General features: G+C 51.4%; 36 protein-coding genes. 29 read left to right on the top strand and 7 right to left on the bottom strand.

Annotation, left to right across the window (positions count from 1 at the left end; genetic code table 11):
* Positions 1-31 precede the first annotated feature (31 nt).
* From EBC_RS07055 to EBC_RS07065, 3 genes are all read right to left on the bottom strand, one after another.
* Positions 32-805 (bottom strand): SDR family oxidoreductase, encoded by a 774-nt coding sequence (locus tag EBC_RS07055; protein ID WP_013201104.1) that lies wholly within the window; start codon positions 803-805, stop codon positions 32-34.
* 115 nt (positions 806-920) lie between these two features.
* Positions 921-1,961: a phage integrase gene (locus EBC_RS07060; RefSeq protein ID WP_013201105.1), complete on the bottom strand. Its 1,041-nt coding sequence runs from the start codon at positions 1,959-1,961 to the stop codon at positions 921-923.
* Between the two features lie 8 nt (positions 1,962-1,969).
* A complete protein-coding gene (locus EBC_RS07065) occupies positions 1,970-2,566 on the bottom strand; it encodes a phage repressor protein CI (RefSeq protein WP_013201106.1) in 597 nt (198 codons plus the stop codon).
* Between the two features lie 95 nt (positions 2,567-2,661).
* On the opposite strand from EBC_RS07065, the gene EBC_RS07070 reads away from it, so the two are divergent.
* From EBC_RS07070 to EBC_RS07120, 12 genes are all read left to right on the top strand, one after another.
* Positions 2,662-2,916 carry a MerR family transcriptional regulator gene (locus EBC_RS07070; protein WP_013201107.1) on the top strand — a complete coding sequence of 85 codons (255 nt, stop codon included), beginning with the start codon at positions 2,662-2,664 and terminating at the stop codon, positions 2,914-2,916.
* A 12-nt stretch (positions 2,917-2,928) separates the two neighbouring features.
* The gene (locus EBC_RS07075; RefSeq protein WP_013201108.1) at positions 2,929-3,438 is read left to right on the top strand and encodes a phage regulatory CII family protein; all 510 of its coding nucleotides are present in this window, start codon (positions 2,929-2,931) and stop codon (positions 3,436-3,438) included.
* 7 nt (positions 3,439-3,445) lie between these two features.
* Positions 3,446-3,637, top strand: a complete 192-nt coding sequence (locus tag EBC_RS25015; protein ID WP_071822100.1) for a phage filamentation protein Fil family protein — start codon at positions 3,446-3,448, stop codon at positions 3,635-3,637.
* Positions 3,601-3,942, top strand: coding sequence for a DUF5347 domain-containing protein (locus tag EBC_RS07080; RefSeq protein ID WP_013201109.1), 342 nt, complete (start codon positions 3,601-3,603; stop codon positions 3,940-3,942). Before EBC_RS25015 ends, EBC_RS07080 begins: the two co-directional genes overlap by 37 nt.
* Before the next feature lie 67 nt (positions 3,943-4,009).
* Positions 4,010-4,237: a DUF2732 family protein gene (locus EBC_RS07085; RefSeq protein ID WP_013201110.1), complete on the top strand. Its 228-nt coding sequence runs from the start codon at positions 4,010-4,012 to the stop codon at positions 4,235-4,237.
* Positions 4,237-4,464 (top strand): TraR/DksA C4-type zinc finger protein, encoded by a 228-nt coding sequence (locus EBC_RS07090; protein WP_013201111.1) that lies wholly within the window; start codon positions 4,237-4,239, stop codon positions 4,462-4,464. The genes EBC_RS07085 and EBC_RS07090 overlap by 1 nt, the downstream gene beginning before the upstream one ends.
* Positions 4,461-5,315, top strand: a complete 855-nt coding sequence (locus EBC_RS07095) for a DNA adenine methylase (protein WP_013201112.1) — start codon at positions 4,461-4,463, stop codon at positions 5,313-5,315. Before EBC_RS07090 ends, EBC_RS07095 begins: the two co-directional genes overlap by 4 nt.
* Positions 5,312-6,064, top strand: coding sequence for a hypothetical protein (locus tag EBC_RS07100; RefSeq protein ID WP_013201113.1), 753 nt, complete (start codon positions 5,312-5,314; stop codon positions 6,062-6,064). Before EBC_RS07095 ends, EBC_RS07100 begins: the two co-directional genes overlap by 4 nt.
* Entirely contained in the window at positions 6,061-8,322 is a 2,262-nt protein-coding gene (locus tag EBC_RS07105) for a replication endonuclease (protein WP_013201114.1), read from the top strand. Before EBC_RS07100 ends, EBC_RS07105 begins: the two co-directional genes overlap by 4 nt.
* Before the next feature lie 104 nt (positions 8,323-8,426).
* A complete protein-coding gene (locus EBC_RS07110; protein WP_013201115.1) occupies positions 8,427-8,618 on the top strand; it encodes a hypothetical protein in 192 nt (63 codons plus the stop codon).
* Between the two features lie 48 nt (positions 8,619-8,666).
* The gene (locus tag EBC_RS07115; RefSeq protein ID WP_041691929.1) at positions 8,667-8,924 is read left to right on the top strand and encodes a hypothetical protein; all 258 of its coding nucleotides are present in this window, start codon (positions 8,667-8,669) and stop codon (positions 8,922-8,924) included.
* A 221-nt stretch (positions 8,925-9,145) separates the two neighbouring features.
* On the top strand, positions 9,146-9,877 hold the full coding sequence (locus tag EBC_RS07120) for a hypothetical protein (protein ID WP_013201116.1): 732 nt from the start codon (positions 9,146-9,148) through the stop codon (positions 9,875-9,877).
* A 42-nt stretch (positions 9,878-9,919) separates the two neighbouring features.
* On the opposite strand, the gene EBC_RS07125 is transcribed toward EBC_RS07120, so the two are convergent.
* The gene (locus EBC_RS07125; RefSeq protein ID WP_013201117.1) at positions 9,920-10,957 is read right to left on the bottom strand and encodes a phage portal protein; all 1,038 of its coding nucleotides are present in this window, start codon (positions 10,955-10,957) and stop codon (positions 9,920-9,922) included.
* Positions 10,957-12,723 (bottom strand): terminase ATPase subunit family protein, encoded by a 1,767-nt coding sequence (locus EBC_RS07130; protein WP_013201118.1) that lies wholly within the window; start codon positions 12,721-12,723, stop codon positions 10,957-10,959. Before EBC_RS07130 ends, EBC_RS07125 begins: the two co-directional genes overlap by 1 nt.
* A gap of 143 nt (positions 12,724-12,866) precedes the next feature.
* Between EBC_RS07130 and EBC_RS07135 the strand changes: the two genes are divergently transcribed.
* The 11 genes from EBC_RS07135 (at position 12,867) to EBC_RS07180 (ending at position 18,342) form a co-directional block, all read left to right on the top strand.
* Positions 12,867-13,721: a GPO family capsid scaffolding protein gene (locus tag EBC_RS07135; RefSeq protein WP_013201119.1), complete on the top strand. Its 855-nt coding sequence runs from the start codon at positions 12,867-12,869 to the stop codon at positions 13,719-13,721.
* A gap of 16 nt (positions 13,722-13,737) precedes the next feature.
* Positions 13,738-14,799, top strand: coding sequence for a phage major capsid protein, P2 family (locus EBC_RS07140; protein WP_013201120.1), 1,062 nt, complete (start codon positions 13,738-13,740; stop codon positions 14,797-14,799).
* Positions 14,800-14,802: 3 nt separating this feature from the next.
* Positions 14,803-15,453: a phage terminase small subunit gene (gene gpM / locus EBC_RS07145; RefSeq protein ID WP_013201121.1), complete on the top strand. Its 651-nt coding sequence runs from the start codon at positions 14,803-14,805 to the stop codon at positions 15,451-15,453.
* 106 nt (positions 15,454-15,559) lie between these two features.
* Positions 15,560-16,024: a head completion/stabilization protein gene (locus EBC_RS07150; RefSeq protein ID WP_041692225.1), complete on the top strand. Its 465-nt coding sequence runs from the start codon at positions 15,560-15,562 to the stop codon at positions 16,022-16,024.
* Complete coding sequence (locus tag EBC_RS07155; protein ID WP_013201123.1) at positions 16,024-16,227, top strand: tail protein X; 204 nt, start codon at positions 16,024-16,026, stop codon at positions 16,225-16,227. The genes EBC_RS07150 and EBC_RS07155 overlap by 1 nt, the downstream gene beginning before the upstream one ends.
* A 3-nt stretch (positions 16,228-16,230) precedes the next feature.
* The gene (locus tag EBC_RS07160; protein ID WP_081461027.1) at positions 16,231-16,443 is read left to right on the top strand and encodes an HP1 family phage holin; all 213 of its coding nucleotides are present in this window, start codon (positions 16,231-16,233) and stop codon (positions 16,441-16,443) included.
* The gene (locus EBC_RS07165) at positions 16,424-16,939 is read left to right on the top strand and encodes a lysozyme (protein WP_041691931.1); all 516 of its coding nucleotides are present in this window, start codon (positions 16,424-16,426) and stop codon (positions 16,937-16,939) included. The genes EBC_RS07160 and EBC_RS07165 overlap by 20 nt, the downstream gene beginning before the upstream one ends.
* The gene (gene lysB, locus EBC_RS07170; protein ID WP_157868008.1) at positions 16,936-17,364 is read left to right on the top strand and encodes an Rz-like lysis system protein LysB; all 429 of its coding nucleotides are present in this window, start codon (positions 16,936-16,938) and stop codon (positions 17,362-17,364) included. The genes EBC_RS07165 and lysB overlap by 4 nt, the downstream gene beginning before the upstream one ends.
* Complete coding sequence (gene lysC, locus EBC_RS26105) at positions 17,252-17,497, top strand: Rz1-like lysis system protein LysC (RefSeq protein ID WP_231853679.1); 246 nt, start codon at positions 17,252-17,254, stop codon at positions 17,495-17,497. The genes lysB and lysC overlap by 113 nt, the downstream gene beginning before the upstream one ends.
* Positions 17,460-17,894: a phage tail protein gene (locus tag EBC_RS07175; RefSeq protein ID WP_013201127.1), complete on the top strand. Its 435-nt coding sequence runs from the start codon at positions 17,460-17,462 to the stop codon at positions 17,892-17,894. The genes lysC and EBC_RS07175 overlap by 38 nt, the downstream gene beginning before the upstream one ends.
* The gene (locus EBC_RS07180; protein ID WP_013201128.1) at positions 17,887-18,342 is read left to right on the top strand and encodes a phage virion morphogenesis protein; all 456 of its coding nucleotides are present in this window, start codon (positions 17,887-17,889) and stop codon (positions 18,340-18,342) included. The genes EBC_RS07175 and EBC_RS07180 overlap by 8 nt, the downstream gene beginning before the upstream one ends.
* A gap of 357 nt (positions 18,343-18,699) precedes the next feature.
* Here the strand turns inward: EBC_RS07180 and EBC_RS07185 are convergent, their stop codons facing one another.
* On the bottom strand, positions 18,700-19,692 hold the full coding sequence (locus EBC_RS07185) for a DUF4435 domain-containing protein (protein ID WP_013201129.1): 993 nt from the start codon (positions 19,690-19,692) through the stop codon (positions 18,700-18,702).
* Positions 19,685-20,740 carry an AAA family ATPase gene (locus EBC_RS07190; protein WP_013201130.1) on the bottom strand — a complete coding sequence of 352 codons (1,056 nt, stop codon included), beginning with the start codon at positions 20,738-20,740 and terminating at the stop codon, positions 19,685-19,687. Before EBC_RS07190 ends, EBC_RS07185 begins: the two co-directional genes overlap by 8 nt.
* 406 nt (positions 20,741-21,146) lie before the next feature.
* On the opposite strand from EBC_RS07190, the gene EBC_RS07195 reads away from it, so the two are divergent.
* From EBC_RS07195 to EBC_RS07220, 6 genes are read left to right on the top strand one after another with little or no spacing between them, the layout of a single operon-like run.
* Positions 21,147-21,725 (top strand): phage baseplate assembly protein V, encoded by a 579-nt coding sequence (locus EBC_RS07195; RefSeq protein WP_013201131.1) that lies wholly within the window; start codon positions 21,147-21,149, stop codon positions 21,723-21,725.
* Complete coding sequence (locus EBC_RS07200; RefSeq protein WP_041691933.1) at positions 21,722-22,081, top strand: GPW/gp25 family protein; 360 nt, start codon at positions 21,722-21,724, stop codon at positions 22,079-22,081. The genes EBC_RS07195 and EBC_RS07200 overlap by 4 nt, the downstream gene beginning before the upstream one ends.
* A complete protein-coding gene (locus EBC_RS07205) occupies positions 22,068-22,982 on the top strand; it encodes a baseplate J/gp47 family protein (protein WP_013201133.1) in 915 nt (304 codons plus the stop codon). Before EBC_RS07200 ends, EBC_RS07205 begins: the two co-directional genes overlap by 14 nt.
* Positions 22,979-23,593: a phage tail protein I gene (locus tag EBC_RS07210; protein WP_013201134.1), complete on the top strand. Its 615-nt coding sequence runs from the start codon at positions 22,979-22,981 to the stop codon at positions 23,591-23,593. The genes EBC_RS07205 and EBC_RS07210 overlap by 4 nt, the downstream gene beginning before the upstream one ends.
* The gene (locus EBC_RS07215; protein ID WP_013201135.1) at positions 23,590-24,705 is read left to right on the top strand and encodes a phage tail protein; all 1,116 of its coding nucleotides are present in this window, start codon (positions 23,590-23,592) and stop codon (positions 24,703-24,705) included. Before EBC_RS07210 ends, EBC_RS07215 begins: the two co-directional genes overlap by 4 nt.
* A complete protein-coding gene (locus EBC_RS07220; RefSeq protein WP_013201136.1) occupies positions 24,705-25,295 on the top strand; it encodes a tail fiber assembly protein in 591 nt (196 codons plus the stop codon). Before EBC_RS07215 ends, EBC_RS07220 begins: the two co-directional genes overlap by 1 nt.
* Positions 25,296-25,375 lie beyond the last annotated feature (80 nt).

Raw genomic sequence — 25,375 nt, forward strand, 5'->3', positions numbered from 1 at the left:
CGGTGCTTCAAGGCTTATCGTCGCGATCCGGCTATTTCCCGCGCAAAATGCGATCCAGCATCCAGCCGGGCAGTAAACGGCGCAACAGGCTCATGCCATGGGCAACAACCGTCACCGGGTAGCGCAGGCGCGGATGCTTACTCTCTAAAGCATGGCGCAACTTCGGCAAAATTGCTTCGGGTGGCAGTGTGAAACGGGCAGCAATCCCAGGGTTCCTCACCGGTTTGTCTGACTGCCCCTGGCTGACATTATCGGTAAAGCGGGTTTTAATCGGACCCGGTTCAATCAGACTGACGCGAATGCCGCTGCCGTGCAGCTCCATCCGCAGCGCATCGGACCAGGCTTCCAGCGCATATTTACTGGCGGCATAGGTGCCGCGACCGGGTGTGGAAATCAGCCCTAAAACCGAACTGGTATTCACAATCCGGGCCTGGCCACTGGCGCGCAATGCCGGCAAAAGTAGGGTGGTCAGCTGGTGGGTGCCAAACAGATTGGTGGCGAACTGCTGTTCCATCTGCTGACGGGAAATCGACTCCAGCGGGCCATACACGCCGTAGCCGCCGTTATTAAACAGGCCGAACACGCGCCCTTCGCTGAGGGTGAGGATTTCTGCGGCGGCGCGCTCAACGCTCTCGCTGTCGTTCAGATCGAGTTGAATGCCGGTAAACCCCAGTTCATTCATCCGCGCCACGTCTGCCGGCTTACGACAGGCCGCATAAATGTGATAGCCACGACGCAGTAAATCGTTGGCGGCGACCATGCCAATTCCGCTGGAACAGCCGGTTATTACTATGATTTTTTGCATAACTTAATACATCCTTGATTAATATGAAAAATTATTACTAATTAATGATTTAACCAATTTATGTATGCCTTCAGTATCTATGAGTTGACACTCTCTGTCGCCATTTTGTCGCCATTTAATCCGCAGTCATATCAATCATGGCCAGCGGATTTTTCGTCGTTGCGTCTTCTAAATGATCGGGCGAAAAGTGAGCGTAAATCATCGTCATTTTGATGTCTGTGTGGCCAAGAATTTGTCTCAGCACCAGAATATTTCCGCTGTTCATCATGAAGTGGCTAGCAAACGTATGACGCAAAACATGCGTTTTCTGACCATGAGGCAGTTCAATATTAGCCATCTTTAGGACGGTATTGAACCGCTTGGTCACATCTTTAAAAAGCGCTCCCTGCTTTTTGTTGATCTCGTCAAACAGCTCTTTGGTGATTGGTACGGATCGATTCTTACCGCTTTTCGTATAAGCGAAATTGATTTTGTATGGGATGACCTGAGAACCTCTTAGATTCAAAGCCTCACCCCACCTGCAGCCAGTGCTCAGGCAAATCTTCACGATAGTGGTCAAATCGGCATTGTCATATGCCTCACAAGCCTTGAGTAGTGCGTTCACCTCGGCAATATTCAGGAATGATAGCTCTTTTTCTTTAATCCTGAATGGCGGAACGTTCTCGATAGGATTGGGATATTTAATATGGCCAAGTTTTTTTAACGTGTTGTATACGGAAGTGAGGTAAGTGCATTCGATATTTATTGTAGATAGCGCGGCCGGTAATCTAAACCGGTTCCGTTTTTTGCTAAAGACTTCACCGCTAATTCTCTTTCTTCGATATTCTGATATGTCGAAAGGGGTAAGGTCAGCAGCGATGGGATCGCCAAGAGCTTCACAAGTTCTGTTTAAATTTTGAAAGCGTAATTTCTTGTTTTTGCCGTCAGCTAGTGTGACGCCATGCAGTTCCCACCACAGTTGGATCAGTTCACTTAAGAGGCGTGTATCATCTTTCTCGCCAAGCCAGGGCTTAGCGTCAGTCTCAGACATGGTGTGCTTTTCGAACGCAACAGCCTCGCCTTTCGTTGAGAACTGCTTTCTAACCCTGCGTCCAGAACGTCCGGCAGGGTAGCATTCACACAGCCACTTACCGCTATCAAACTTTCTAACAGACACTTGATAACCTAAGAATAAAGGGTAGTCATGATAACCTTACCAATCGGTTTGATATCATCGATGTTGCACTCAAAGGAAATTTCATCGTCACTAACTCTTAATTTTTTATTAGGCAAGCGTGAGAGTTTTCTCAGGCTGTTTGTACCTTCGATTTCAACCAGCCAAAGGCCATCAGTAATATCGTTGAATTTACTCTCTAAAATGTATCTTGCCTGATGTTCGATAAGTTGAACCGGTTCTTTGATATCACTTCTTAAGAATGACGTATCGAACAATGAAAATTTTGCATCTTCAATAAGCCCATTTACTATTTTAATATTATTGACACTAATTAGATCTGATTCTTGAGGGGTGAACATCGGTCCTTTACCAGTCATTAACCAGGATAAGGAGGCTTTAGTTTCAGCGGCGCACACGATAATCCAGTCGTATGGAAATGTATCCCTCATCCAACGATTTCCCATGCCTCCCTTTGAAACCCCCATGTGATCGGCTAGCTGTTGTCTTTTACCGAACCCATAAGCCTCGCAAATCCTCTCAATTGCCTCTTTACCACCTTCTGTTGGCGTTAGCTGTATCCCATCTGCGAACGTTTTTATTGACATTTGATTTGTGTGATCCTATTGTCTTTCGTATCCCAGGTGCGAACTGGGTGATACGCGATGTTAACTACATGCGACCTAACAGGAGAATATGCCCGATGGCGACCTTGATTTCAATTTATATCCCAAAAGCGAAACTTACCACCAAAGAGTTCGCAGAACTGCACGGTATGAAGCCTCGTACCGTACGCTCTTGGTGTGAGAAGGGGATCCTTTCTCAGGACAAGAAGTCCCATAAGAACAGCAGAAACACTATCCATTACCTCAAATACATTGAGCGCCAAACCCGTCAGGCACTGGGACATAATCGTTTCCAGATCATCGTGGGCCGTGAACCATCCTGTACCCAATAGGGAACTTTTGAAATGTTTGATTTTCAGGTTTCCAAACACCCGCATTTTGACGATGCGTGCCGGGCGTTCGCGCAGCGTCATAATCTGGCAGATGTAGCGGTTGAAGCCACCATGAACGTGCAGATGTTGCGTAACAAACTCAACCCCGATCAAAAGCACCAACTGACCTGTGCGGATCTTATGCGGCTGACAGATGTTACTGAGGATGCAAGCCTACTTGATGCGCTATTGGCTCAGATGCACTGTCTGCCATCTGTCCCGGTTAATGAAATGACGGCAGACAAGCTGGATATCTACGCACTGAAAGCCACGGCTGAGGTTGGCCAGCTAGCAGCATATGCAGTGTCAGGTGGTCGAATGACAGCTGGAGGTAGAAGTGCCCTTGTGACCAGCATTAATGCCGGCGTCCGTTATCTGTCATTGGCAGCTCTTGCAGTGCAATCGCGTATTCACAGTAACCCCACGTTGTCATCCACCGTAGACGCGGTAAGTGGTATCACTGCTTCTATCGGTCTGAGTTGAGGGAACTATGGCTTTTTCTGTAGCACCTCTTTTGAAGCGTCAGAATCCCTCTCCATCTTTCGGTAATGGCTGGATCATGGGTGAGAAGGGCAGGCGCTGGCATCCGTCAATTTCACAGGCGGAATTACTGGCAGGTTTAACTACCACAGGGAGTAAGAGCAAATGGCTATCAATGCTGAACAAGCTATTGTCCCAATGACGGCCGGGGAACGCGTCAAAGGCCTGAGCCACATTGCAAATCTTCGTACAAAAGTTTTCGGTGAAAGCTGCGGTGACGAGCTTAAGCGGTTCATGTTTGATATGCGCGATAAGCGCGATGTGTATTTTGAAAAGAATAAGCGTGCGCTGTCCGCAATATTCTTTCTGGCAAACCTTAAGTCAGAGCGTCATGAATGTGACTTTGATGAGCTGACGAGTGATGAAAAGTATGCGCTGATAGGTGCTATGAACCATTTTCGTGCAGTCGTGAGTTTATTTCCCAAGAAGCTTTCACTACCTAATTAAGTAACCAACCGAAATTAAAGGCGTAAACCCGCCGGGCATTCTTTTGCCTTAAATCTGGAGAGAGTTAATGAGAAACATTGAAACGAAAGTAATGAAAACTACCCCTGAAGCGATCGAGTCATTGCTGAATGCTGCACGTATGGATGAGCGCCGTAATCGTGCAGCTGTCTTTTCATCCCGCCTTAATTTACTTGCGGAAAAAATTGCCAGTGGTGCGGCGAATTCTATTGAAGCCGCTGAACTGATTCGCGAAGAAGCTGAAGAGATTCAGAAACAGGCGCAGGAGCTGCACTAATGGCTGATTCAATGGATTTAGCGCAGCAGCGCGAGGCTGAGAATCTGGCCCGCAGCCTGGCAAATGTGATCAATCGCCCTGTGAAGATTAGCGCGTTCTTCTGTGAAAAATGCGAAGCACCGATCCTCGAAGAACGCCGCAAGGCACTCATTGGCGTGACACTGTGTGTGACCTGTAAACAAGTTGAGGAGCTGCACGCATCTCATTTCAGAGGGGCATCAGTATGAACACCGTTTTGAAGTGGGCTGGCAGTAAGTCACGCATCATGGCTGAGATTAATAAACACTTGCCGGCGGGTGATCGCCTCGTTGAGCCTTTCGCGGGTTCATGTGCAGTGATGATGAACACTGATTATTCGGCGTATTTGGTGGCGGACGTTAATCCAGACCTGATTAACCTTTATCGTCAGATTAAAGATAACTCTCAGCAGTTCATTATTTTGGCATTCCGGGCATTTGCGGAAAATCGCACGCAGGAAAGTTATTACTCAATCCGCGAAGCATTTAATCATCATCTTGGGTTGCCATTGCTGGAACGCGCGGCCTATTTCCTTTATCTGAACCGCAATGGCTATCGCGGCATGTGTCGCTATAACCAGAAGGGCAATTTCAATATCCCCTTTGGTAATTACACAGAGCCGTATTTTCCGCTGGAAGAAATCAAAGCCTTTGCAGAAAAAGCAAAACGGGCAACGTTCGTTTGTGCTGATTTTACTGAAACGCTGAACATGCTTAAAACCGGCGATGTGGTTTATTGCGATCCTCCATACGATGACACCTTTGCGGATTATCACAGTGGAGGCTTTGGAAAAGATAGACAGTATGAGCTGGCATCTGTCCTAAGTGATGTGGCTACCCGCCATCCGGTCATCGCTTCCAACAGCCACACCCGCCTGGTCAAAAGCCTCTATCGCCAGTTTGACCTTCATCAGATTACCGCCCCGCGCAGCATTGGTGTAGCCGCTGGAAGGGGCAAAAACGCGGAAGAGATTATTGCCGTCAGCCGGCCGATTGGCACGGCGGTGAAGCATGCTAACCCGCAAATTTATCCTGGGCTATTAAGCGAGATTGCATTGTGATCCATTATCACGGGGGACCAATCACGCCAGATACCTGCGCGCTGAAAGCTTGGAAAGGTAGGCATGCGTTTATCAGTTTTGCAAATGCATCCCAGTTGCCCCTTGCAAGTGAAATTTGCCAGAGCTTCGCGCTGGATAATGGCGCGTTCAGCTTTTGGACAAAAAAGCGCGTTGTGAGTTGGAGCGTTTATTACAAGTTCGTGGCGCGCTGGGCTAACCATCCCCGCTTTTCATTTGCCATCATCCCGGATGTAATTGGCGGCAGCAGTGAAGAAAATGATGCGCTTATTGCTGAGTGGCCGCACGGTAAAGTCATTGGAGTACCTGTGTGGCATATGAATGAGCCAGATGAACGGTTCATTCGTCTGTGCCATGAATTCCCTCGAGTTGCGGTAGGTTCGATGGGGGAATACGACGCAAGAAGGCCCAAAGATTGCGCCGCACGCCTTCGCGATCTAATTCGTCATGTTGTAGATGAAAACGGCTATCCAATCGCTAAACTGCACGGATTGCGAATGCTGAATAAAAGCTTATTCACTCAAATACCTTTGTCCTCTGCAGACAGTACGAACGTAGCGAGAAACATAGGTATTGATAAAGCTTGGAACAAAAGTGCTTATGCGCCAGCAAGTAAAGAAACCAGGGCTTCTGTGCTTGTTGAGCGTATTGAGTCAATGAACAGCGCCAGTTCTCTTAATTACGATGCCGTAAAAGATATATTTACTCCCCAACTGGCATTTGAAATATGAACCGCCCAACTACTTCACAAGAATGGGCTTATGCCTGGAACGCACCACGGCAGGCCATCGCCAGCCCATACCTCACCTATGAAGAAATCTTCCGCCGCGATCAACTGATTGCGGCTGTCTCGCATGCGCGGGAATTACTGGAAGCGCAACCCACCCTTGTCCGCATTGATGTTAATCGCCGGCTGGCTGAGCTGGAGAAAGAGCATGGTGTTCAGCGGGCCAATGCCTACTTAACGAAAACCTTCGTTGAGCGGACATTGCCACGCCTTGAGCTGGTGAATGCGCAGTATCGTCTGGGGGAAATGAACCAGGGTACGTTTATGACGCTCACCGAGAACGCTGGCGATAACAACCGGGCAGCAACCGCCGCCGGCACTCTCTGGGAGTTGATGAGAAGATTCAACCGTCTTCCTGAAATGGCCCGTGCGGATGTTGATCTGCTGGCCGGTGATGTTGCCAGCTTCATTCTGGCTGAAATAGCTCAGGCACACGGCCTGGGGGGGGATGAATCAGATTACAAATACACTCACCGGATCTTCATGATGGCAGCAATCATCACCAGAGAGTTTAAGCAGACGCCTCCACTTTGGGAGAAAGTTACGTCTCGCCTCTTTGACCCTGAAGAGGTTACCCCCGCCATAATGCGTATGCAGATGGAAAAATGGTGGAAAGGCCGGCTGCGCCGTATCGCGGCATCGTGGCGGGAACATCTCCAGATTGCCCTGGCTAACGTCAGCAAAAAACACACCCCTTACGCCAGCAGCATGACAATCATCGAATGGCGTGAACAGAAACGCCGCACCCGTGAATTTCTTAAAGGGATGGAGCTGGAAGACGAGGAAGGAAACCGCATCAGCCTGATTGAGAAATATGATGGCAGCGTTGCTAACCCTGCGATCCGCCGTTGTGAGCTGATGACCCGAATTCGTGGCTTTGAGGATATCTGTAACGAGATGGGTTTTGTGGGGGAGTTTTATACCATCACTGCACCATCGCGGTATCACGCCACTATCAAAACCGGCTATCGCAACCGTAAATGGAATGGTGCCAGCCCGGCAGAGACCCAGCGTTATCTTTGCAACGTCTGGCAGAAAGTCCGTGCAAAACTGCATCGTGAAGATATTCGCATCTTCGGCATTCGTGTAGCTGAGCCGCATCATGACGCTACGCCTCACTGGCACATGCTGATGTTTATGCTTCCAGAAAACGTGGACCGCGTACGTCAAATCCTGCGTGATTACGCCTATCAGGAAGAGAGTGATGAACTGACTACGGATAAAGCCCGCAAGGCCCGCTTTCACGCTGAAGCCATCGATCCCGATAAAGGCAGTGCGACGGGCTATGTGGCTAAATATATTTCCAAAAACATCGACGGATACGCCCTTGATGGTGAGCTGGATGATGAGAGTGGCAAAGAGCTGAAAGAGACTGCGCCAGCCGTTTCAGCCTGGGCGGCACGGTGGCACATTCGCCAGTTTCAGTTTGTTGGCGGTGCGCCGGTCACGGTTTACCGCGAATTACGCCGTATGAAAGACAGCGAAACCGCTCACGGCCTCAGTGTCGAATTTGCTGCCGCTCATGATGCTGCCGATGATGGTGACTGGGCCGAATACGTTAATGCTCAGGGCGGGCCATTTGTTCGTCATGACGATCTGGCTGTGCGCACATGGTATCAGGCATCTCAAGACCGCAACGAATACGGCGAGGAAACTCTGCGTATCAAAGGCGTGTATGCAACATCCGTCGGGGAGGACACACCAATTTTAACTCGTCTCGTGCAATGGAAGATTGTCGCGAAGCGGGCCGTTGAATTGGCGGTTGACCTTAAGGGTGCGAACGCGCCCTCTCGGAGTTCTGTCAATAACTGTACGGGGAGATCGGGATCCGAGGATCTGATGAAACCGGAAGGTATGCCTGATCTTGACTTTGGAAGTATGAGCAGGAAGGAACGGCGCAAGCAGTTGACCAGAATACGTTCCGAACAGCCTCAAAAGTCAGCCAAAGTGTTCAAGCGTTCGGATAAGAAAGAGGCCGCATGCATTCGTGTGATTGAACAGGTGCGTGATCTTAGTGGCGAAGTTATCAGCCGTGGACTGGCCTCACGTTTGGTTGATGGAACTGAAACGCGTATTGGTGGGATGTGGTTCAGCAGTACTGCACAAGGTGAGCTGTTACGGCCCCGCAAGAGAATTAGGGCAAAAGAGTTACTTACCAGATTTCATCTACTTGCAGAGAAGCAGAGAGGTAAACCTATGTAATCTAAAAAGCTAAGGTTAATCCTGGTAAAGGGTAAAAATCGTTTCACATTTGATGAGACTTTATATACTGTACATGCATACAGTGTTTGCTTTGGGGAGGGAGAATGAAAGATTTTTACATGGAGTCTATTCGACTGCAGCGCATTGATTTGATTACACGTTCATTGGTCAACGATCTCTACAATGATGACGACAAAGAAATTGCCATGGTCTGGGTAGCTGAGATGTTCACGGGGATTGTGGATGAGATTCGGGATCAGAAGATTGGCGGAAGGAAGAAGTTAGGTGAGGGCTAAAATTCAGATGGTAAACAGTAACTGCAGCTTTGGAAAAGATGGTGACGTATGGCCAAGCGTGACGACAATTACCAGATAATCTATCGCGGTGACTCACTCACAAAATACGTTCCTGGCGGATGGGTTTTCTTCCAGCGCCCAAAGAAGAACGGGGGAGGTTACTGGTTAGGCAGGACTATCGATGGCGCATTCATGTTTGAGTTTTCAGAACCTGTTTCACTCTCACAAGGTCTTTTATATCTTCAACAGCTATCTTCAGACGTGACAGAAAATCTGCCAGCTGACGATGACTTTTCCTTGTTATAGCTGATGCATGGGCAGTGCATGCCTATGCTGCATGAGTTCGCATGATCCCGCGATGATCGTTTTACCTGAAGCCCGCCAGCAATGGCGGGCTTTTGCGTAGGTCATGCAGTGCATGAAAACCACTTCATAAAGCGGGCAGGCGTGGCGGGGGTACGAGCGCGCGCTGCAGCTTTTAAGGTATAATCCGACAATCAGGCTCAATCCTATAAAAAGGGAATATAATGTCACTTTACACTTTTATCGGAACCATACATCCCAATAGAGCAATAATCGACAAACATTACTTCAAAACTAAATCTTCATTTCAAACAGCTGGAAATGTAAATGAGGTTTTCAAAGTGGATGTCCGGATTCTTATGAATCAACTTTTGGTTTATGTGGAGGGTGAGGATGTTTTTGATATGTTTACTATGAGAAATTTTGTTCAAGGAATTGTAGAGCAAGATTTGGCGAAAGTTGCGTTTATAACAGGGCATAGTTATAGAGCTGAAGTTATGCGAGTTATTAACGATTCATTAGCGTGGGATGAAGTCTATGGAATCAATAACACTCTTATAACACAACACTTCCCAATAAATGATTATGATGCATCCTTAGCTAGGATTAGAAAATATTCAATTGGTGAGAGTGGGATGTATATCAGTCAAGCTTTATCAAGTATGAGTGATGCACTCAAAGATGTAAGTGACACATCATTCTGTTGTTACCGTGCATTAGAGTGGTTGAAGAATCATAATGCCTTACGATTAGGCAAACCCAAGCAGAAAAGTTGGGATTTATTCAAGGAAACTCTTGGCCTAGAAGCGGATTTTATTAGGGAAAAAGTTGGTAAACTCCAACTGGATGCAAGGCATGGTCGTCCAGAGATCCTTTCGGAACAGCAATATAAGGATTGTATCAAGGCAACTTGGGATATATTTCATAAGTACTTGGACGTGATTGAGACAAAATGATAAATTCTGAGCCTTCCATTATTCTTAATGAAAGGCCCGTTTTTAAAAATTATAATCATTAAATTTTATGACTTCTTCCTCAAGCCAGTTATTTAATTCTCCGAGCCTTTTTTGAAGTGGTGTTAATTCATTGCGAACAAATACCCGGCTCGCTTTTTCAACATCTCCGAAGCCACCAACATTATTAGGGATGATTCCCATCATCTGCGGCGGTACGCGGTGCGCGGCCATCATGTCATCGCGGCTCACGTTCTTGATGCTAAGAAATTCATCCTTCGCCGCCACCTCTGACAGCGGGATGATCTGAATGCCGTCTTTCTTGCCGTTCGGCGAATACATAAACAGGTTACGGAAGTTGCCCGGACCTTTGGCTCCTTTCATCGCGGCACGGATGTTGTTAACGTCCTCCTGGCTTTGCGCCGGGTCAGTCATGTACATGATAAAGCCCGCGTGGCTGCCGTTCATGTAGTATTTGCGCCGGAACAGGGTGGCCGACTCATTCAGCAGCGTGGACGGAATGGCAGAAAGATATTCGGGCAGGCCGTAAACCTCCTGATTCAGATCCGGTTCCATCAGGTGGAAGATGCTGCCTTTGGTGAATTCATACGGCTGCGATGTCAGGCCGTACTGCACAAACCAGTAGGTGTCTAAATCGGTGCCGCGCCGGGTAAATTTTGCCAGTGCCGGCTCCAGCGACAGCACGCCGCCCAACCGATTAGTGCGCTTTTCCAGATAGGCATTACCAAACACCAGATAGTCCTGAACGAAGCGGCTGAATGCCTGCTGGCTCAGGAGCGGGTGCGGGATAAACGTGCTGGTCAGGATGTTGCGCTTAACGGCAATCGGCGAGCTGTGATGTACGGCGGCGCGAAACGTGCGCGCCAGCCCGTCAAAACTCACCGGCGGCTCATACCACTTATCCATCACCACGCATTCGACGTAATCCAGCAGTTCGCGGCGATCCAGCACCGGCACCGGGTCGCCAAAGGTGAAGGCCTCTGCGTGCGGCTGTTGCGGTGCGCTGGCCTGAACGGTACGGGTGGTGGCCTGCTGGCCGCTGCGGTTCCTGCGTTTGCTCATTAAAAAATCTCCACGATGTTGCTGGTGTGTGCGGCTTCACCCTGAAGCGGCTCATTGGAAAGGGCATGCATGGTTGCCCAGGCTAAATCGGCGTGGCTGGCTTCTTCGCTGCGGCTGGCTTCATAGGTCGGACGGTTGCCGCTGGCGGTTGTTGCCCGGCGGATAGCCATGAATGACTGCGCGATGTCGGTGTGGCCCGCGTCGAACTCCAGGCGGCGGTGGCTGATGATGTCGTATGCCTTAAGCACCAGGGCGTTTTTCACGTTTGGGTTATAGACAAACTCTTTTACCGCCGGGAAAAACATCTTCACGTTCTCATAGACGCCATGGCCCACGCCGGTGGAGTCAATGCCGATGTAGGTCACGTTGTACTGGCGGGTCAGCTCCTTGATGGCATCGGCCTGCGCGCGGAAGTCCATGCCGCGCCACTGGTGGCGCTCCAGAATGCGGAACTTGCCGCCGGGAACGGAAGGGGGTGCAATCACCACGCACCCGGCGCTGTCGCCGTGCTGCGTGCCTTTGGCCGGGTCGTATCCGATCCAGACTTCACGCCAGCCGAACGGACGCAGCGCCAGCGCCTCAAAGTCCTGCCAGACTTCCCAGCTGTCCACCATGCACGCCTGAAGATCGGCAAGCGGAAACACGGACGCGAGGTCGTCGATAAACTCGCACATCAGCAGGTTCTGATATTCCGGCGGGCTGTACTCCAGGCGCAACTGGTCGATATCAAACAGGTTGCAGCCGCCGCGCACCGCATCCTCAACGGTGACAATCTGGCGGTACTGGCCGTCATCGCAGAACTTACCCGGCGACAGGAAACCGTGCGTCAGGTCGATGTCCACGCGATCCGTTTTGGCGCGGCCACGGTTGAACAGGGCGCCGGACCAGAACGGGTAAGCGCTGTGCGTCAGGCTGGACGGAGTGGAGAAATACGTCTGCCGCCACTTTTTGTGTAGCGCCATACCGGATGCAACCTTGCGCAGCTCCTGGAATCTCGGGATCCAGAAGTATTCATCCAGATAGAGGTTTCCGTGGTAACTCTGCGCGGTACGGGCGTTGGTGCCAAGAAAGTACAGGCACGCGCCGTTACTGAGCGTCATCGGATCGCCCTTCAGATCCACGTCCACCTCACGGGCAAACTCAATGATGTACTGCTTAAAGACGTGCGCCTGCGCCTTACTGGCTGACAGGAAAATCTGGTTGCGGCCGGTGGTCAGCGCATCAATCAGCGCTTCGCGGGCAAAGTAGAAGGTTGCGCCAATCTGGCGGGACTTCAGAACGTTGCGGATACGGTGCCTGTTGCCCGCTTCCCACCAGTTGCGCTGATAACCGAACATCGAACCGTGGAAAACCTCCTGCAGCTTTTCAATCTGTTCGTCGCTGAAGACGTTTTTCTCAGGCGGCTTACGCGGGCCGCTGTTACGGTTGGCCACCTTCGGGTTCAGGTCCGACTCATTCCCGCCGTTGCTGAACTTATCGATGCGGGCGTGGCGCTCGGACTGGCGCGCGAGCAGGTCAATCTCCTTGAAATCCTTCCCTTCTTTCTGCTCCTTCATAATCAGCTGGCAGTAACGCGCGGTGGTGGTCAGCTGCATCTGATCAAGCGGGCCGTAGTCGCCCCACTTGTCGCGCTTCTTCCAGCTGTGAACGGTTGCGGGTTTCTCTCCCAGCATTTCAGCAATGCGGGCGATGCGGTATCCCTGAAAGTACAGGATAAGAGCCTGTCTGCGGGGATCGAGGTCTGCGGGCGTCAGTATTGTATTCATTGCCCCAAAATACGGCCCCGACGCCGCCTTTTCTGCCGCATCTGATTGTGTGGTTCCCCCCACAATGCCAGCCCGTTGTTTCAGCCCCCCCATCACCGCAAACATAAGGCCTCACAGAGTTATTTCTCAACGGAGCCTGGCTCATGACGGTAAAAGCAAAACGTTTTCGTATCGGGGTGGAAGGTGCCACCACGGACGGACGCGAAATCACGCGCGAATGGCTGGTACAGATGGCCGCCGCCTATAACCCGGAGTTGTACACGGCCACGATCAACCTTGAACACATCAAGTCTTACTCCCCGGACAGCACGTTTAACCGCTACGGCAAAGTGACGGCGCTGGCGGCAGAGGAAATCAAGGATGGCCCGCTGGTCGGAAAGATGGCGCTGTATGCGGATATCGAACCGACGGACGGTCTGGTGGCGCTGGTTAAGCTGGGCCAGAAGCTGTTCACCTCAATGGAAATCAGCCCGAAATTTGCCGACACCGGCAAGGCGTATCTGATTGGCCTGGCTGCCACTGACGATCCGGCCAGCCTCGGGACAGAAATCCTGACGTTCAGCGCAACGGCCACGCGTAACCCGCTGGCAAACCGCAAGCAGTCACCTGAAAACCTGTTTTCCGCCGCTGAAGAAACGGTTATCGAACTGACGGAAGCCCAGGACGACAAGCTGTCCCTGTTCACCCGCGTTACCGCGCTGTTCAGCAAAAAAGAGCAGTCCGACGATGCGCGCTTTTCTGACGTGCATAAGGCGGTGGAGCTGGTTGCCACCGAGCAGCAGAGCTTGAGCACCCGCACGGATTCCGCGCTGAGCGGGCAGGCCGAACGGCTGAGCCAGATGGAGACGGAGCTGAAAACGCAGCAAACCGCTTTCTCTGAGCAGGTGGCCGCATTTAACGAACTTCAGGCGCAGCTGAGCCGTCAGGACAGCCGCACCGATTATCGCCAGCGCGCACCGGGCGGTGACGTACCGGCTGGCGGCCTGACCAATTGCTGATGGAGCAACAAACCCGATGAAACAGAAAACCCGCTTTGCCTTTAACGCCTACCTGATGCAGCTGGCCCGCCTGAACGGCGTGGAGGTCATTGACCTGTCGAGCAAATTCAACGTGGAGGCGTCCGTGGCGCAGACGCTGGAAGACCAGATCCAGCAGTCGGCCGCATTTCTCACCAACATCAACGTGATCGGCGTGGCTGAACAGTCCGGCGAGCTGCTGGGGCTTGGCGTGGGCAGCACCATTGCTGGTACCACCGACACCACCGCGAAAGACCGTGAGCCAACCGATCCAACGGTAATGGCGGGCGTCGAGTACAAGTGTGAGCAGACCAACTTCGATACGGCGCTGACCTACGCGAAGCTGGACATGTGGGCCAAGTTCCAGGACTTCCAGGTGCGTATCCGGGACGCGATCATCAAGCGTCAGTCGCTGGACCGCATCATGATCGGCTTTAACGGCGTGAAGCGCGTCAAAACTTCCAACCGCGCAGAGAATCAGCTGCTGCAGGACGTGAACAAGGGCTGGCTGCAGAAGGTGCGTGAGGATGCGCCGGATAACGTGCTGGGCAGCAAAACGGCAGAAGATGGCACCACCACAGCCGCACCGGTGAAGGTGGGCAAAGGTGGCGCTTACGCCAACCTGGACGCGCTGGTGATGGATGCGGTCAATGAGCTTATCGATCCAATTTTCCAGGACGATGACGAGCTGGTTGTTATCTGCGGCCGTGAGCTGTTGTCTGACAAGTATTTCCCGCTGGTCAACAGCGATCAGGCCAATACGGAAAAGCTGGCTGCTGACCTGATTATCAGCCAGAAACGCATGGGTGGCCTGCAGGCAGTCCGTGCGCCGTACTTCCCGGCCAATGCGGTGCTGATCACCCGCCTGGATAACCTGTCCATCTACTGGCAGGAAGACACCCGCCGCCGTTCGGTTATCGACAATCCGAAGCGTGACCGCATCGAAAACTTTGAATCGGTAAACGAAGCCTACGTTGTTGAGGATTACCGCTGCGCCGCGCTGGTAGAAAACATCACCATCGGCGACTTCTCAACCGTGGCAGCGGAAGCAGGGGAGTAACCCATGAGCCTGAGTCCCGCACGGCAACACCGCCAGCGCATTCAGGCCGAACAGGCCGCCCGTCAGGGCGGCAGCGTTCGCCATGAAAAAGGCTATGACCTGATGCTGATGCAGCTGGGTGAAGACCGCCGCCGCCTCAAGGGCATTCAGTCCACGGTTAAGAAAGCTGAAATCAAGCTGGAAGTACTCCCAAAATATGCCGCCTGGACGGAGGGCGTGCTGGCCGCTGACGGTGCGCGTCAGGATGACGTGCTGATGTACGTGATGCTGTGGCGTATCGATGCCGGGGAATATGCCGGTGCGCTTGCGATTGGCCGACACGCACTGAAACACGGCTGGGTTATGCCTACCGGCTTTAACCGGAACGTGCAGACGCTGCTGACGGAAGAAATGGCCGATGCCGCCAAAGCTGCCCTTCTGGCCGAAACCCCGTTTGATGCTGAGCTGCTGATGCAGACGCTGGACATGATCGATGGTCTGGATATGCCTGACCAGTCACGCGCCCGCCTGCACAAGTCGCTTGGCTACGTGCTGCGCGAAAGCCAGCCCGTTTCGGCCCTGAATCACCTGAAGCGCGCCATGCAGCTTGACGACAAATGCGGCGTGAAAAAAGACACAGAGCAGCTGGAGCGGAAACTCCGTAACGCCAGCTGATAACCGGACGTGCCAACGCGCGGGGCGGCACGGGGTGGCGACAGGCATTGCCGCATCAAAACCCCGTCCACCGCCCGACTAATTCAGGAGTACCACGGCAATGACAATGCAGTTTGTTGCGCCAGAAAAGGCGTCGGATACGCCGGAAATTATCCTCAACAACTCTTTCTGGCCGGATATCGATCTGGCGGGCTTTCGCGCGGCGATGCGCGTTGACGGCACCGTAACCCCGGCCCGCCTGCGTCAGGTCGTTCTGACTGCGATGTCAGAGGTGAATGCGGAGCTTTATGGCTACCGCGAACGGCAGGAAATCAGGGGCTTCAACAGCCTTGCGGACGTGCCGTCAGAAAAGCTGGCAGGCGAAAGCCAGCGCCTGCATCACTACCGCAATGCGGTCTGGTGCTGGGCGCGGGCGGTGCTGAACGAGCGTTATCAGGACTTTGACGCCACGGCAGCCGCCGCAAAACGGGGTGAGGTGCTGGACGATGCCAGTGGTGACCTGTGGCGCGATGCGCGGTGGGCGATCAGCCGTGTGCAGGATATGCCGCACAACATTGTGGAACTGATCTGATGAAAGTGCGTGCGCTGCAGTATGACACGGTGGACGCACTCTGCTGGCGTCACTACGGGCGCACGCAGAGCGTGACGGAGCAGGTGCTGCAGGCGAATCCGGGACTGGCCGAACATGGCCCGATTTTACCTCACGGCCTTGAGGTTGAGCTGCCGGACTCTGCGCCTGCTGCCACCTCTCAGACCGTTCAGCTTTGGGACTGAATCATGATGGAGAAAATCAGCACCGTTATCACCTGGTGCATTGCAATTCTGATGGCGTGGCTGGGCGATCTGTCGCTCAAGGATATTTCAACGGTGGCCGGATTGCTGGTTGGGATCCTGATGGCGTTCATCAGCTGGTATTACAAGCGCAAGACCTACCAGCTGCTGGCCAGCGGGCGTATCAGTCGGGAGGACTATGAATCTGCAACTCGTTAAGCGTTGCGCCGTGGGTGTCGTGCTGGCAATTACCGCCACGCTGCCCGGCTTCCAGCAGCTGCACACCTCCGTTGAGGGGATGCGGCTGATTGCGGACTATGAAGGCTGCCGCCTCAGTCCCTATCAGTGCAGTGCGGGCGTCTGGACAGACGGGATCGGAAACACCCACGGCGTGGTGTTGGGAAGGACAATCACGGAACGGCAGGCGGCGGGGAATTTCATTACCAACGTGTTGCGGGTTGAAACCGCGCTGGCGCGCTGTGTCGGGGTGGTTATGCCGCAAAAGGTGTATGACGCGGTGGTGTCTTTTGCGTTCAACGTCGGCACCGGCAACGCCTGCACTTCCACGATGGTGAAGCTGTTGAAAGCTGAGCGCTGGCGTGATGCCTGCAATCAGCTGCCGCGCTGGGTGTACGTCAAAGGCGTGTTCAATCAGGGGCTGGATAACCGCCGTGGGCGGGAACTGGCCTGGTGCTTAAAGGGTGCCGGTACATGATGCGCCCGATCGTCCTGATTATGTCTTTGCTGTTTGCGGCGCTGGGCTGGCAGTCGTGGCGGCTGAATAACGCCAGCTACACGATTGAAAGCCAGGGCAAAGAACTGAACAGCAAAAAGCAGGCGCTGACGCAGAAGAACAGCCAGCTTATTGCCCTGAATATCCTGACGCAAACCAGCAGCCAGGCGCAGACGCAGCTTTATGCCGCGGCTGAAAAAAATAATACCCTGCTGCGTGACAGGCAGCGGCGCATTGAGGAACTGAAGCGTGAAAATGATGAATTGCGCATATGGGCTGATTCCCTTCTGCCTGATGCTGTTGTCCGGCTGCGCGCAAGACCGGCCATCGCCGGAGGTGAATCTTACCGCGAGTGGCTGTCCCAAAATCACCCGGTGCCACCTGGGGCCGTCATCACCCCGAAGTAATGGCGAGCTGCTGGCCGCGCTGGATGACGCTGAAGCCGCCTGGGCGAACTGCGCCGATAAGGTGGACACCATAGTGACCTGTCAGGAAAAAGACGATGAACAAGCCGCAATCCTTACGAAAAGCCCTGAATGATGCCGTGCCATACGTACGCGAAAATCCTGACCGGCTGCATCTGTTTGTGGATAACGGTTCGCTGGTTGCCACATCCGCCAACTCCGTTTCGTGGGAGTACCGTTACACGCTGAATATCGTGATAACGGACTTCACTGGCGATCAGAATCTGCTGATGGCACCCGTCCAGTTCTGGCTTCGCGATAACCAGCCTGACGCGCTGCAGAATACGGAAGAGCGCGAAAAGCTTTTTACGTTTGAAGTGGATATTCTTGGTAATGACCGCTGTGATCTTAGCCTGAATCTCAAGCTAACCGAACGGGTGATCGCCCGCGAGGTGGATGGCGTGATGCGGGTAGAGGCCGTGCCGGAGCCTGAGCAGCCGGACGAATTCTGGGCATCGCATCAACATGGATAATCTGCAGCAGGTTGATGCCTGGCTGGCTGCGCTGCTTAATCAGCTGGAGCCTGCCCAACGCTCAAGGATGCTGCGTAAGGTGGCGCGGGACGTGCGCAAAATTCAGCAGACGAACATCACCGCACAGCGCGCGCCGGACGGTACGGCATGGGAACCTAAGCGCATAACGGCCAGAACGAAGAAAGGCCGTATTCGGCGCAAAATGTTTACGAAGCTTAAAACGGCGAAGTACCTCAAGGCGTATGCAAATGCGAATCAGGCTGAAGTATCTTTCACCGGGCAGGTGCTGCGACTGGCCCGCGTGCATCACTACGGGCTGAGGGATAAGGTGAACCGGAAGGGGACTGAAATTAAATATGCACAGCGCCCACTGCTCGGAGTTAATGTTGGAGTGACTATATCGATAAATGAAATTTTGTTACAATGGCTTTCCGAAGAACGTCATTAATACATGCTGGTCATTAATTTTTTACTAATATGGATTAACATTGATTTAAGAGTTCGCTATGAGTGAAAGTTTATGCTTACCCATCTACAAGTAAAGTAACTATTAGCGCCGTGGCTATTAGGGGCCGATAGAATTCTTTTCTTAAAATAGTATCCTTTCCGATGCGACATGGTCCTAATGCTTAATAATCTGAACTTGGAGTTAACAAGCCCCAAGGCAATAAATTATCTACTTATCGAAATGCAATAAATTAAGCTATTATTCGCTTGAAAGTAAAACTCCTTTCTTAGTTGGCCAGAATAGGAGTTTTCAAAGTTATAATGGATTGGCTGTAAATGTCTATAAGAATAAATTAGCTTACGGCATGCCGATAATTATTCGCATTTTTTCAGCTATTCGTTGCCAGAAAAAACCTGAATGGTAAGCTGTGCACTGGAAAACTAAAGTGCTTGTATTGCAATTCTCTTTGTAATGATTAACTACCTGCCGTTTTCGTTGTCCGATGGCCTCACCTTCATAGTTTTGTTCAACCCAGGCTTTATCTTGGTTTTGGCCTGCCATGACAACCATTTTTAAAATTGGGAGTAATATACCCTCTAAAAGGTAATGGCCATTAATAAATAAATGAGCATTGTGTTTATTTATTCCACGCTGCAATAGTAGTTCAAGGTGCGAATTATAATTCTCATTGTCATTTATTTGTTTGTTGTAGGTGTGAATATATTCATCTACCTTTTTTTTAACTTCAATTATAGTATTTTCATTCACAGTAAGGTCTGCATTGAGAAGTCTGTGACCATCAGGTAAATGGGTAACTATATTGAATAAATTTTCTGGGTGTGCCTGCGGTTCATTATTATGTAGCCATGAAAAAAGCGAAAGCGCAGGGTAAATGGTATCTGCATATTTTTCTAAGGAAAGTTGTAACTGATTCTCAGGGTATGTATGTAAGTGAAAGCACTCAAGAATGTGATTAATGGCTTCCGATGAGTTGATGTGACTTTCGCGAGAGTAATAAAATGTATGAAGTACATATTTAGTAGTACTTAACTTTTCTGCGAATTCATTTCTATTGCTGCATAAATAATCATAGTCACTATCGACCCCAACTATAAAATCCTGATGAAGGTTAACATACTCGCGTTCAAGGCTTCTTTTCGCTTCCGCTCCCCCCTGTGAATAGGGCATGACTCTATATCTCCCAGGACATACAGACTTAACAAGTCCTTCCCAAAATAGACGGTCGGATGCATCTTCAACATAAAGAAAGCCTGCTGGTTCAGATGTGGTAAATACATTGTATGTATTTAAAAAATTACGACTTGATCTAATTGTATCAAAATCATCCATGATTGTTCTCCGTGATGATATTTTTAATATCTACATAAGAGTCCATGTATCCATTCATGATAATTGCCGGGCTATGCGTTACGATGATGACTTGCATGTTATTATTTATTTTACGTAATGCATCGAGTATTTTTTCTTGCCAACTTAAATGTAACGATATTTCCGGCTCGTCCATTAGGAAAATTGCTGGCGAACCACCAATATTTGCAGCAGTAACTAAGATGTAAATAAGTTGCCTTTCCCCAGATGACAACTGGCTTAAAGTGAGTTTTTTTCTTGTGTTTTCATCAAAAACCCAATACTCATTACTTGTGGTGAAGAACTTCTTGTTAGTATCGCTAAGCATTACATTAACTTGTTCTAAAAAAGCATTTATATATAACTCGTTATCGCTTTTTAATAAATCCCTCATTTCTTTATCAGTTGCAAGATCAAGTAGGTTTGTAGAGATACTATTACCAATGTCAACATTATTATCAGCATTAAAGGAGATGTTTACAGTGGATATGTATCTTATTTTTAATTCATTTCTGATGTATTCTTCAGTTTTTTCTTTGTAGAAAATAGCATCTTTATTTATTTTTAATGTGTCGTTTATTTTTTTACTTATACTTTCATCATTAAAAACCATGTCAGTTATTATTTTTGTGATTTCTTCTGTATTTGTTATTGATTTACCTTTGGTTTTTTTTAACTCATCAATTCGGTTATTGACAGTCATCATTAACAATTCTTTTTTAAACTCATCAGTAATCCCGCCGAAACATATAGATTCATTATCCGTGAAGGACAGTTCTGCAAAATCACATATTGATACTAAATACTCATCTCTTTTATTGATAAGTAAAGAGTGAATTAATTTCAGTAAAGTGGTCTTACCCATGCCGTTTTTACCGATGATCACAGTTACATCTTTGAACTCTAGGAAAATATCTTTATAGCCATAAAGGCCCTTGACTCTAAGATTTTTTATTTTTGGGAATTTTGGGAGGCTATTCATTTTTTTCTCTTCAATTTTTTTCACTAGTGTAAGGGATTTTTCGGTCATACGCACCCTAGTAAGTGTTTCCGCTTTTTGTATTCTGAAGTGGTTTCGCCCGTCTGGGGCAGTTTTTTCACAGAACACTTCATATGGCGGTAAATCAGAATGTTAACTTCATCACCCAGGGTATTGCGATCCTTTTTCGTTTCTGATGGCATCGCAATGACTGATTAATTGTGTTCCTTTTATGAGCCGTATCTATAAACTTAAAATCATGCACACAGTGTTCTACGTTTGATCCATAGTTACAGGGCAGCGGTACTAACCTGTTTCAATTAATGTTATCAGCGTTCGCTTATGGCATAAAGCAAACTGTCTGAGCAGTTTAGATGAGAGCAGGCTTTCCGTTGTATCACCTATCTCACAATGCCCATCACTCCCAGTCAAGTTTTGATCATGGCACCCTCCTTCTATGAACACACAACTGACCGAAATCATGCGCCTTATCACCAACCTTGTCCGCACCGGAACCGTCTCGGAAGTGGATAAAGATAACTGGCTGTGCCGGGTGAAAACGGGCGACCTTGAAACTAACTGGATTAACTGGCTGACATTACGCGCAGGAAGTTCCCGCACCTGGTGGAAACCATCAGTGGGTGAGCAGGTTGTGCTCCTGAGTCTGGGCGGCAATCTTGAAACCGCCTTTGCACTGCCCGCCGTGTATTCCGAGGCTTTCCCGCCACCTTCAGATTCTGAAGATGGCAGCGTGACGGAGTACCCGGACGGCGGCTGGTTTGAATATGAACCCGCCACCGGGCGCTGGCTGATAAAAGGCATAAAGAGCGTGCTGATTGAGGCCTCGGACAGCATAGAGCTGAAAACAGGCGCGTTCATTGTCACCGCAGACCAGACGCAAATTAACAGCGAAGTTGTCATTAACGGCGGCGTGACGCAGGGCGGCGGGGCGATGACATCTAACGGCGTGGTGGCGGACGGTCACACGCATGATGGCGTGGCAAAAGGCGGTGCAAGTACCGGAGGGCCACACTGATGATGTATCTGGGAATGAACCGGGATACCGGCGAAGCCATTACCGATATTGAACATATCCGCCAGTCGGTGCGTGACATTCTGATTACGCCGGAGGGTAGCAGGGTGGCACGACGCGAATACGGTTCACTTTTATCGGTGCTGATTGACCAGCCGCAAAATGATGTGGTGCGCCTGCAGGTCATGGCGGCCACCTATTCGGCCCTCAGTCGATGGGAGCCACGTATCCGGCTTGATACGGTGAACCTGACGACTGATTTTGATGGCTCGATGCAGGTTGATATTGCCGGGCAGCGCGATGACGGCTCACCGGTTTCTATGTCGGTATCAACGGGGGTGAACAGTGGCAGTAATTGATTTATCACAACTACCCGCGCCGCAGGTTGTCCTGGTGCCGGATTTTGAGGTGCTGCTGGCTGAGCGTAAAGAGGCGCTGATCGCACTTTATCCGGTGGATAAACAGGAGGCGGTGCGCCGGGTGCTGGCGCTGGAATCCGATCCGCAGGTCAAAACCCTGCAGGAAAACGTTTATCGAGAAATCCTGCTGCTTCAGCGGATTAATGAGGCGGCACAGGCGGTGATGGTTGCCTACGCCCTGAGCAGCGATCTGGACCAGCTGGCAGCCAACTACAACGTATCCCGCCTGACCATCACGCCTGCTGATACCGATGCCGTGCCGCCGGTGGATGCCGTAATGGAGTCGGACGACGATCTGCGCCTCAGAGTGCCAAATGCTTTTGAAGGTTTATCCGTAGCTGGTCCAACGGCGGCATACGAGTTTTACGCCAAGAGCGCGGACGGGCGCGTGGCGGATGTGTCTGCCACCAGTCCGTTACCGGCAGAGGTACTGATCACCGTGCTGAGCCGCGAGGGTGACGGCACGGCATCCGCTGATCTGCTGACCATTGTCGATAAGGCGCTGAATGCCGAAACCGTCAGGCCGGTGGCGGACAGAGTCACGACTCAGGGGGCGGAGATTTTCAGTTACAGCGTGGATGCCCGGCTGCATCTGTTTGACGGCGTGACGGCGGGGCCGTGTCTGGCCGCAGCGAAAACTGCGCTGGCTGCCTATCTGACTGAGCAGGGCAGGCTGGGGCGCAGCGTGCGGAGGGAGTCTTACGGCGCGGTGCTGCGCGTGGCCGGCGTTGACTGGGTGGAAGTAATCGAACCTGCAGCGGACATCATTATGGACCGCACGCAGACCGGTTACTGCACAGGAACGGCTGTAGCCATTGCGGATCAGGATGATGCGGAATGAGCCTGAATAACAGCCTGATGCCGCCGGGATCATCCACGCTTGAGCGACGAATGGCGGAGGTGTGCAGCGGGATTACAGGTCTTGAGGTGCCATTGCGTGACCTGTGGGATCCGGCCACCTGCCCGGTACTGTTCCTGCCGTATCTTGCCTGGGCGTTTTCGGTAGACCGCTGGGACGAAGCCTGGGCGGAAAGCGTCAAGCGCCGGGTGGTGATGGATGCGTTTTATATCCATCAGCATAAAGGCACAACCAGCGCCATTCGCCGCGTGGTGGAGCCGTTTGGCTTTCTCATTCGCATTATCGAGTGGTGGCAGACCGGTGAGGCACCCGGCACGTTCCGCCTGGATATCGGCGTGCAGGACCAGGGCATTACCGAAGAAACCTATCAGGAGCTGGAGCGGCTGATCGGCGATGCGAAGCCATGTAGCCGCCATATGCTGGGGATGTCCATCAATCTGCAGGTTGACGGCCAGATGCGAGTGGCGGCCGCCAGCTATGACGGTGATGACATGACCGTTTATCCCTACACCCCGGAAATTATCTCCGTCAGCGGCACCGTTTACGGCGGCGCGGCGGTTCACGTTATCGATCTGCTGGAAGTGGGACCATGACACAAAAATATTATGCCATCGTGACTAACCTCGGCGCGGCGAAGATTGCGAATGCCGCCGCGCTGGGCACCAAACTGAACATTACCCAGATGGCCGTGGGTGACGGGAACGGCTCGCTGCCAACGCCCAGCGCAACACAAACGGCGCTGGTGAATGAGAACCGGCGGGCAGCAATCAATGCGCTGAGCGTCGATCCGGCGAACGCCAGCCAGATTGTCGCCGAGCAGATTATTCCCGAAACGGATGGGGGATTCTGGATCCGTGAGATGGGGCTGTTTTCCGAGGACGGTACGCTGATTGCGGTGTGCAATACGCCGGAAACCTACAAGCCAGCGCTGCAGGAGGGAAGCGGGCGCACGCAGACCGTCCGCATGATCCTGATTGTAAACAGCACGGATGCCATCACCCTCAAAATTGACCCGTCAGTGGTTCTGGCAACCCGTAAATATGTGGATGAAGCCATCCTGACGGTCAGGCAGTACGCTGAAGAGCTGATGACCGAGCACAACGGAGCCGCCAATCCCCATAAGCAATATCTTCAGATTGCAAATGCCCTGAAGGAGATTAAGGACGCCGGTAAAATAGCTGACGTTCTGACAAATCTTGGTCTGGGTGCTGGCTCTGCGCTACCGGTTGGCGTGCCATTGCCCTGGTCGCTTGCCTCTGTCCCCGAAGGATGGCTGAAATGTAATGGTGCCTCGTTCAGCGCCACAACGTATCCGGTGCTGGCAAAAGCGTACCCCTCACTGAAATTGCCTGATTTGAGAGGTGAGTTTATTCGTGGATGGGATGACGGGCGGGCTGCAGACAATGCCCGTGCACTGCTTTCGGCGCAGGCGGCCACATCAATCAGAACGGCAGCGCTTGATTATTATGGCGCTGATGCAACGACAACCAACGGCACCATTGGTACCTCTTTCAGTCAGGCAGACAGCGTAACAAGTTCACAGCCTGGCGATGCTAAATCTCCTGCAAACGGCGCGCTTGGCGCAATTCTTAACGACAACAGTATGTATGCCGAGCAAAAACAGGGTGGGGTTATCACCAGCAGTCAGTGGATTTCTGTACGCCCACGTAACGTGGCATTTAACTACATTGTGAGGGCTGCATAATGGCTAAGGTGATATTAGATAATGACGGGCTGGCAAAGTCTGCAGGCACGCTGAAGGTCTATAACTTCGACGCTGTCAGCGGGGAATATACCGGAACAACGGATGAATATCTGTTGCCCGGTGTGGGCATCCCGGCCAATGCCAGCACGTCAGTGCCGCCATCAGTGGCCGCCGGGCAGGTGGCAATTTTCCGTAATGGTGGTTGGGTGGCCGAACCAGACCACCGTGGCGAAACGGTTTATTCAGTGGCTGATGGTTCTGAAGTCATGGTTACAGAAACGGGGGAATATCGCTCTGGTACCACGGCACTTAAACCGTCCTCGGTCTTTGACGTATGGGACGGCAAAAAGTGGGTAACGGACACGGATGCCCGGCGTGCCGCGAATGTTGCTGAGGCCACCCGCCACAAGGCGGAATTGATCAGCCAGGCGAACAGCACGACGCAGGCATGGCAGACGCAGCTTTCACTGGGCATTATCACAGACGCGGACAAGGCTTCGCTGACGGTCTGGATGCAGTATATCCAGATGGTCCAGGCGGTTGATGTTTCTACAGCCCCCGATATCAACTGGCCGCAGATGCCAGCATAACCACCCGGCCCGCCAGCGGGCCTGTTTTATTTGTACCAATCCCCACACAACGGCAACCGAGTGCAGTAACCCGCCTGACC

The organism is Erwinia billingiae Eb661 (genome assembly GCF_000196615.1).
GTDB lineage: Bacteria > Pseudomonadota > Gammaproteobacteria > Enterobacterales > Enterobacteriaceae > Erwinia > Erwinia billingiae.

Coding starts and splice junctions, on each gene's coding strand:
- EBC_RS07175 (WP_013201127.1), top strand. CDS start 17,460: ATGAACAAGCCGCAATCCTTACGAAAAGCCCTGAATGATGCCGTGCCA.
- EBC_RS07190 (WP_013201130.1), bottom strand. CDS start 20,740: ATGACCGAAAAATCCCTTACACTAGTGAAAAAAATTGAAGAGAAAAAA.
- EBC_RS07115 (WP_041691929.1), top strand. CDS start 8,667: ATGGCCAAGCGTGACGACAATTACCAGATAATCTATCGCGGTGACTCA.
- EBC_RS07080 (WP_013201109.1), top strand. CDS start 3,601: ATGGCTATCAATGCTGAACAAGCTATTGTCCCAATGACGGCCGGGGAA.
- EBC_RS07185 (WP_013201129.1), bottom strand. CDS start 19,692: ATGGATGATTTTGATACAATTAGATCAAGTCGTAATTTTTTAAATACA.
- EBC_RS07165 (WP_041691931.1), top strand. CDS start 16,424: ATGAATCTGCAACTCGTTAAGCGTTGCGCCGTGGGTGTCGTGCTGGCA.
- EBC_RS07215 (WP_013201135.1), top strand. CDS start 23,590: ATGACACAAAAATATTATGCCATCGTGACTAACCTCGGCGCGGCGAAG.
- gpM (WP_013201121.1), top strand. CDS start 14,803: ATGAGCCTGAGTCCCGCACGGCAACACCGCCAGCGCATTCAGGCCGAA.
- EBC_RS07055 (WP_013201104.1), bottom strand. CDS start 805: ATGCAAAAAATCATAGTAATAACCGGCTGTTCCAGCGGAATTGGCATG.
- EBC_RS07140 (WP_013201120.1), top strand. CDS start 13,738: ATGAAACAGAAAACCCGCTTTGCCTTTAACGCCTACCTGATGCAGCTG.
- EBC_RS07135 (WP_013201119.1), top strand. CDS start 12,867: ATGACGGTAAAAGCAAAACGTTTTCGTATCGGGGTGGAAGGTGCCACC.
- EBC_RS07110 (WP_013201115.1), top strand. CDS start 8,427: ATGAAAGATTTTTACATGGAGTCTATTCGACTGCAGCGCATTGATTTG.
- EBC_RS07095 (WP_013201112.1), top strand. CDS start 4,461: ATGAACACCGTTTTGAAGTGGGCTGGCAGTAAGTCACGCATCATGGCT.
- lysB (WP_157868008.1), top strand. CDS start 16,936: ATGATGCGCCCGATCGTCCTGATTATGTCTTTGCTGTTTGCGGCGCTG.
- EBC_RS07075 (WP_013201108.1), top strand. CDS start 2,929: ATGTTTGATTTTCAGGTTTCCAAACACCCGCATTTTGACGATGCGTGC.
- EBC_RS07210 (WP_013201134.1), top strand. CDS start 22,979: ATGAGCCTGAATAACAGCCTGATGCCGCCGGGATCATCCACGCTTGAG.
- EBC_RS07220 (WP_013201136.1), top strand. CDS start 24,705: ATGGCTAAGGTGATATTAGATAATGACGGGCTGGCAAAGTCTGCAGGC.
- EBC_RS07105 (WP_013201114.1), top strand. CDS start 6,061: ATGAACCGCCCAACTACTTCACAAGAATGGGCTTATGCCTGGAACGCA.
- EBC_RS07155 (WP_013201123.1), top strand. CDS start 16,024: ATGAAAGTGCGTGCGCTGCAGTATGACACGGTGGACGCACTCTGCTGG.
- EBC_RS07195 (WP_013201131.1), top strand. CDS start 21,147: ATGAACACACAACTGACCGAAATCATGCGCCTTATCACCAACCTTGTC.
- EBC_RS07085 (WP_013201110.1), top strand. CDS start 4,010: ATGAGAAACATTGAAACGAAAGTAATGAAAACTACCCCTGAAGCGATC.
- EBC_RS07065 (WP_013201106.1), bottom strand. CDS start 2,566: ATGTCAATAAAAACGTTCGCAGATGGGATACAGCTAACGCCAACAGAA.
- EBC_RS25015 (WP_071822100.1), top strand. CDS start 3,446: ATGGCTTTTTCTGTAGCACCTCTTTTGAAGCGTCAGAATCCCTCTCCA.
- EBC_RS07130 (WP_013201118.1), bottom strand. CDS start 12,723: ATGAATACAATACTGACGCCCGCAGACCTCGATCCCCGCAGACAGGCT.
- EBC_RS07125 (WP_013201117.1), bottom strand. CDS start 10,957: ATGAGCAAACGCAGGAACCGCAGCGGCCAGCAGGCCACCACCCGTACC.
- EBC_RS07180 (WP_013201128.1), top strand. CDS start 17,887: ATGGATAATCTGCAGCAGGTTGATGCCTGGCTGGCTGCGCTGCTTAAT.
- EBC_RS07070 (WP_013201107.1), top strand. CDS start 2,662: ATGGCGACCTTGATTTCAATTTATATCCCAAAAGCGAAACTTACCACC.
- EBC_RS07160 (WP_081461027.1), top strand. CDS start 16,231: ATGATGGAGAAAATCAGCACCGTTATCACCTGGTGCATTGCAATTCTG.
- lysC (WP_231853679.1), top strand. CDS start 17,252: ATGCTGTTGTCCGGCTGCGCGCAAGACCGGCCATCGCCGGAGGTGAAT.
- EBC_RS07120 (WP_013201116.1), top strand. CDS start 9,146: ATGTCACTTTACACTTTTATCGGAACCATACATCCCAATAGAGCAATA.
- EBC_RS07090 (WP_013201111.1), top strand. CDS start 4,237: ATGGCTGATTCAATGGATTTAGCGCAGCAGCGCGAGGCTGAGAATCTG.
- EBC_RS07150 (WP_041692225.1), top strand. CDS start 15,560: ATGCAGTTTGTTGCGCCAGAAAAGGCGTCGGATACGCCGGAAATTATC.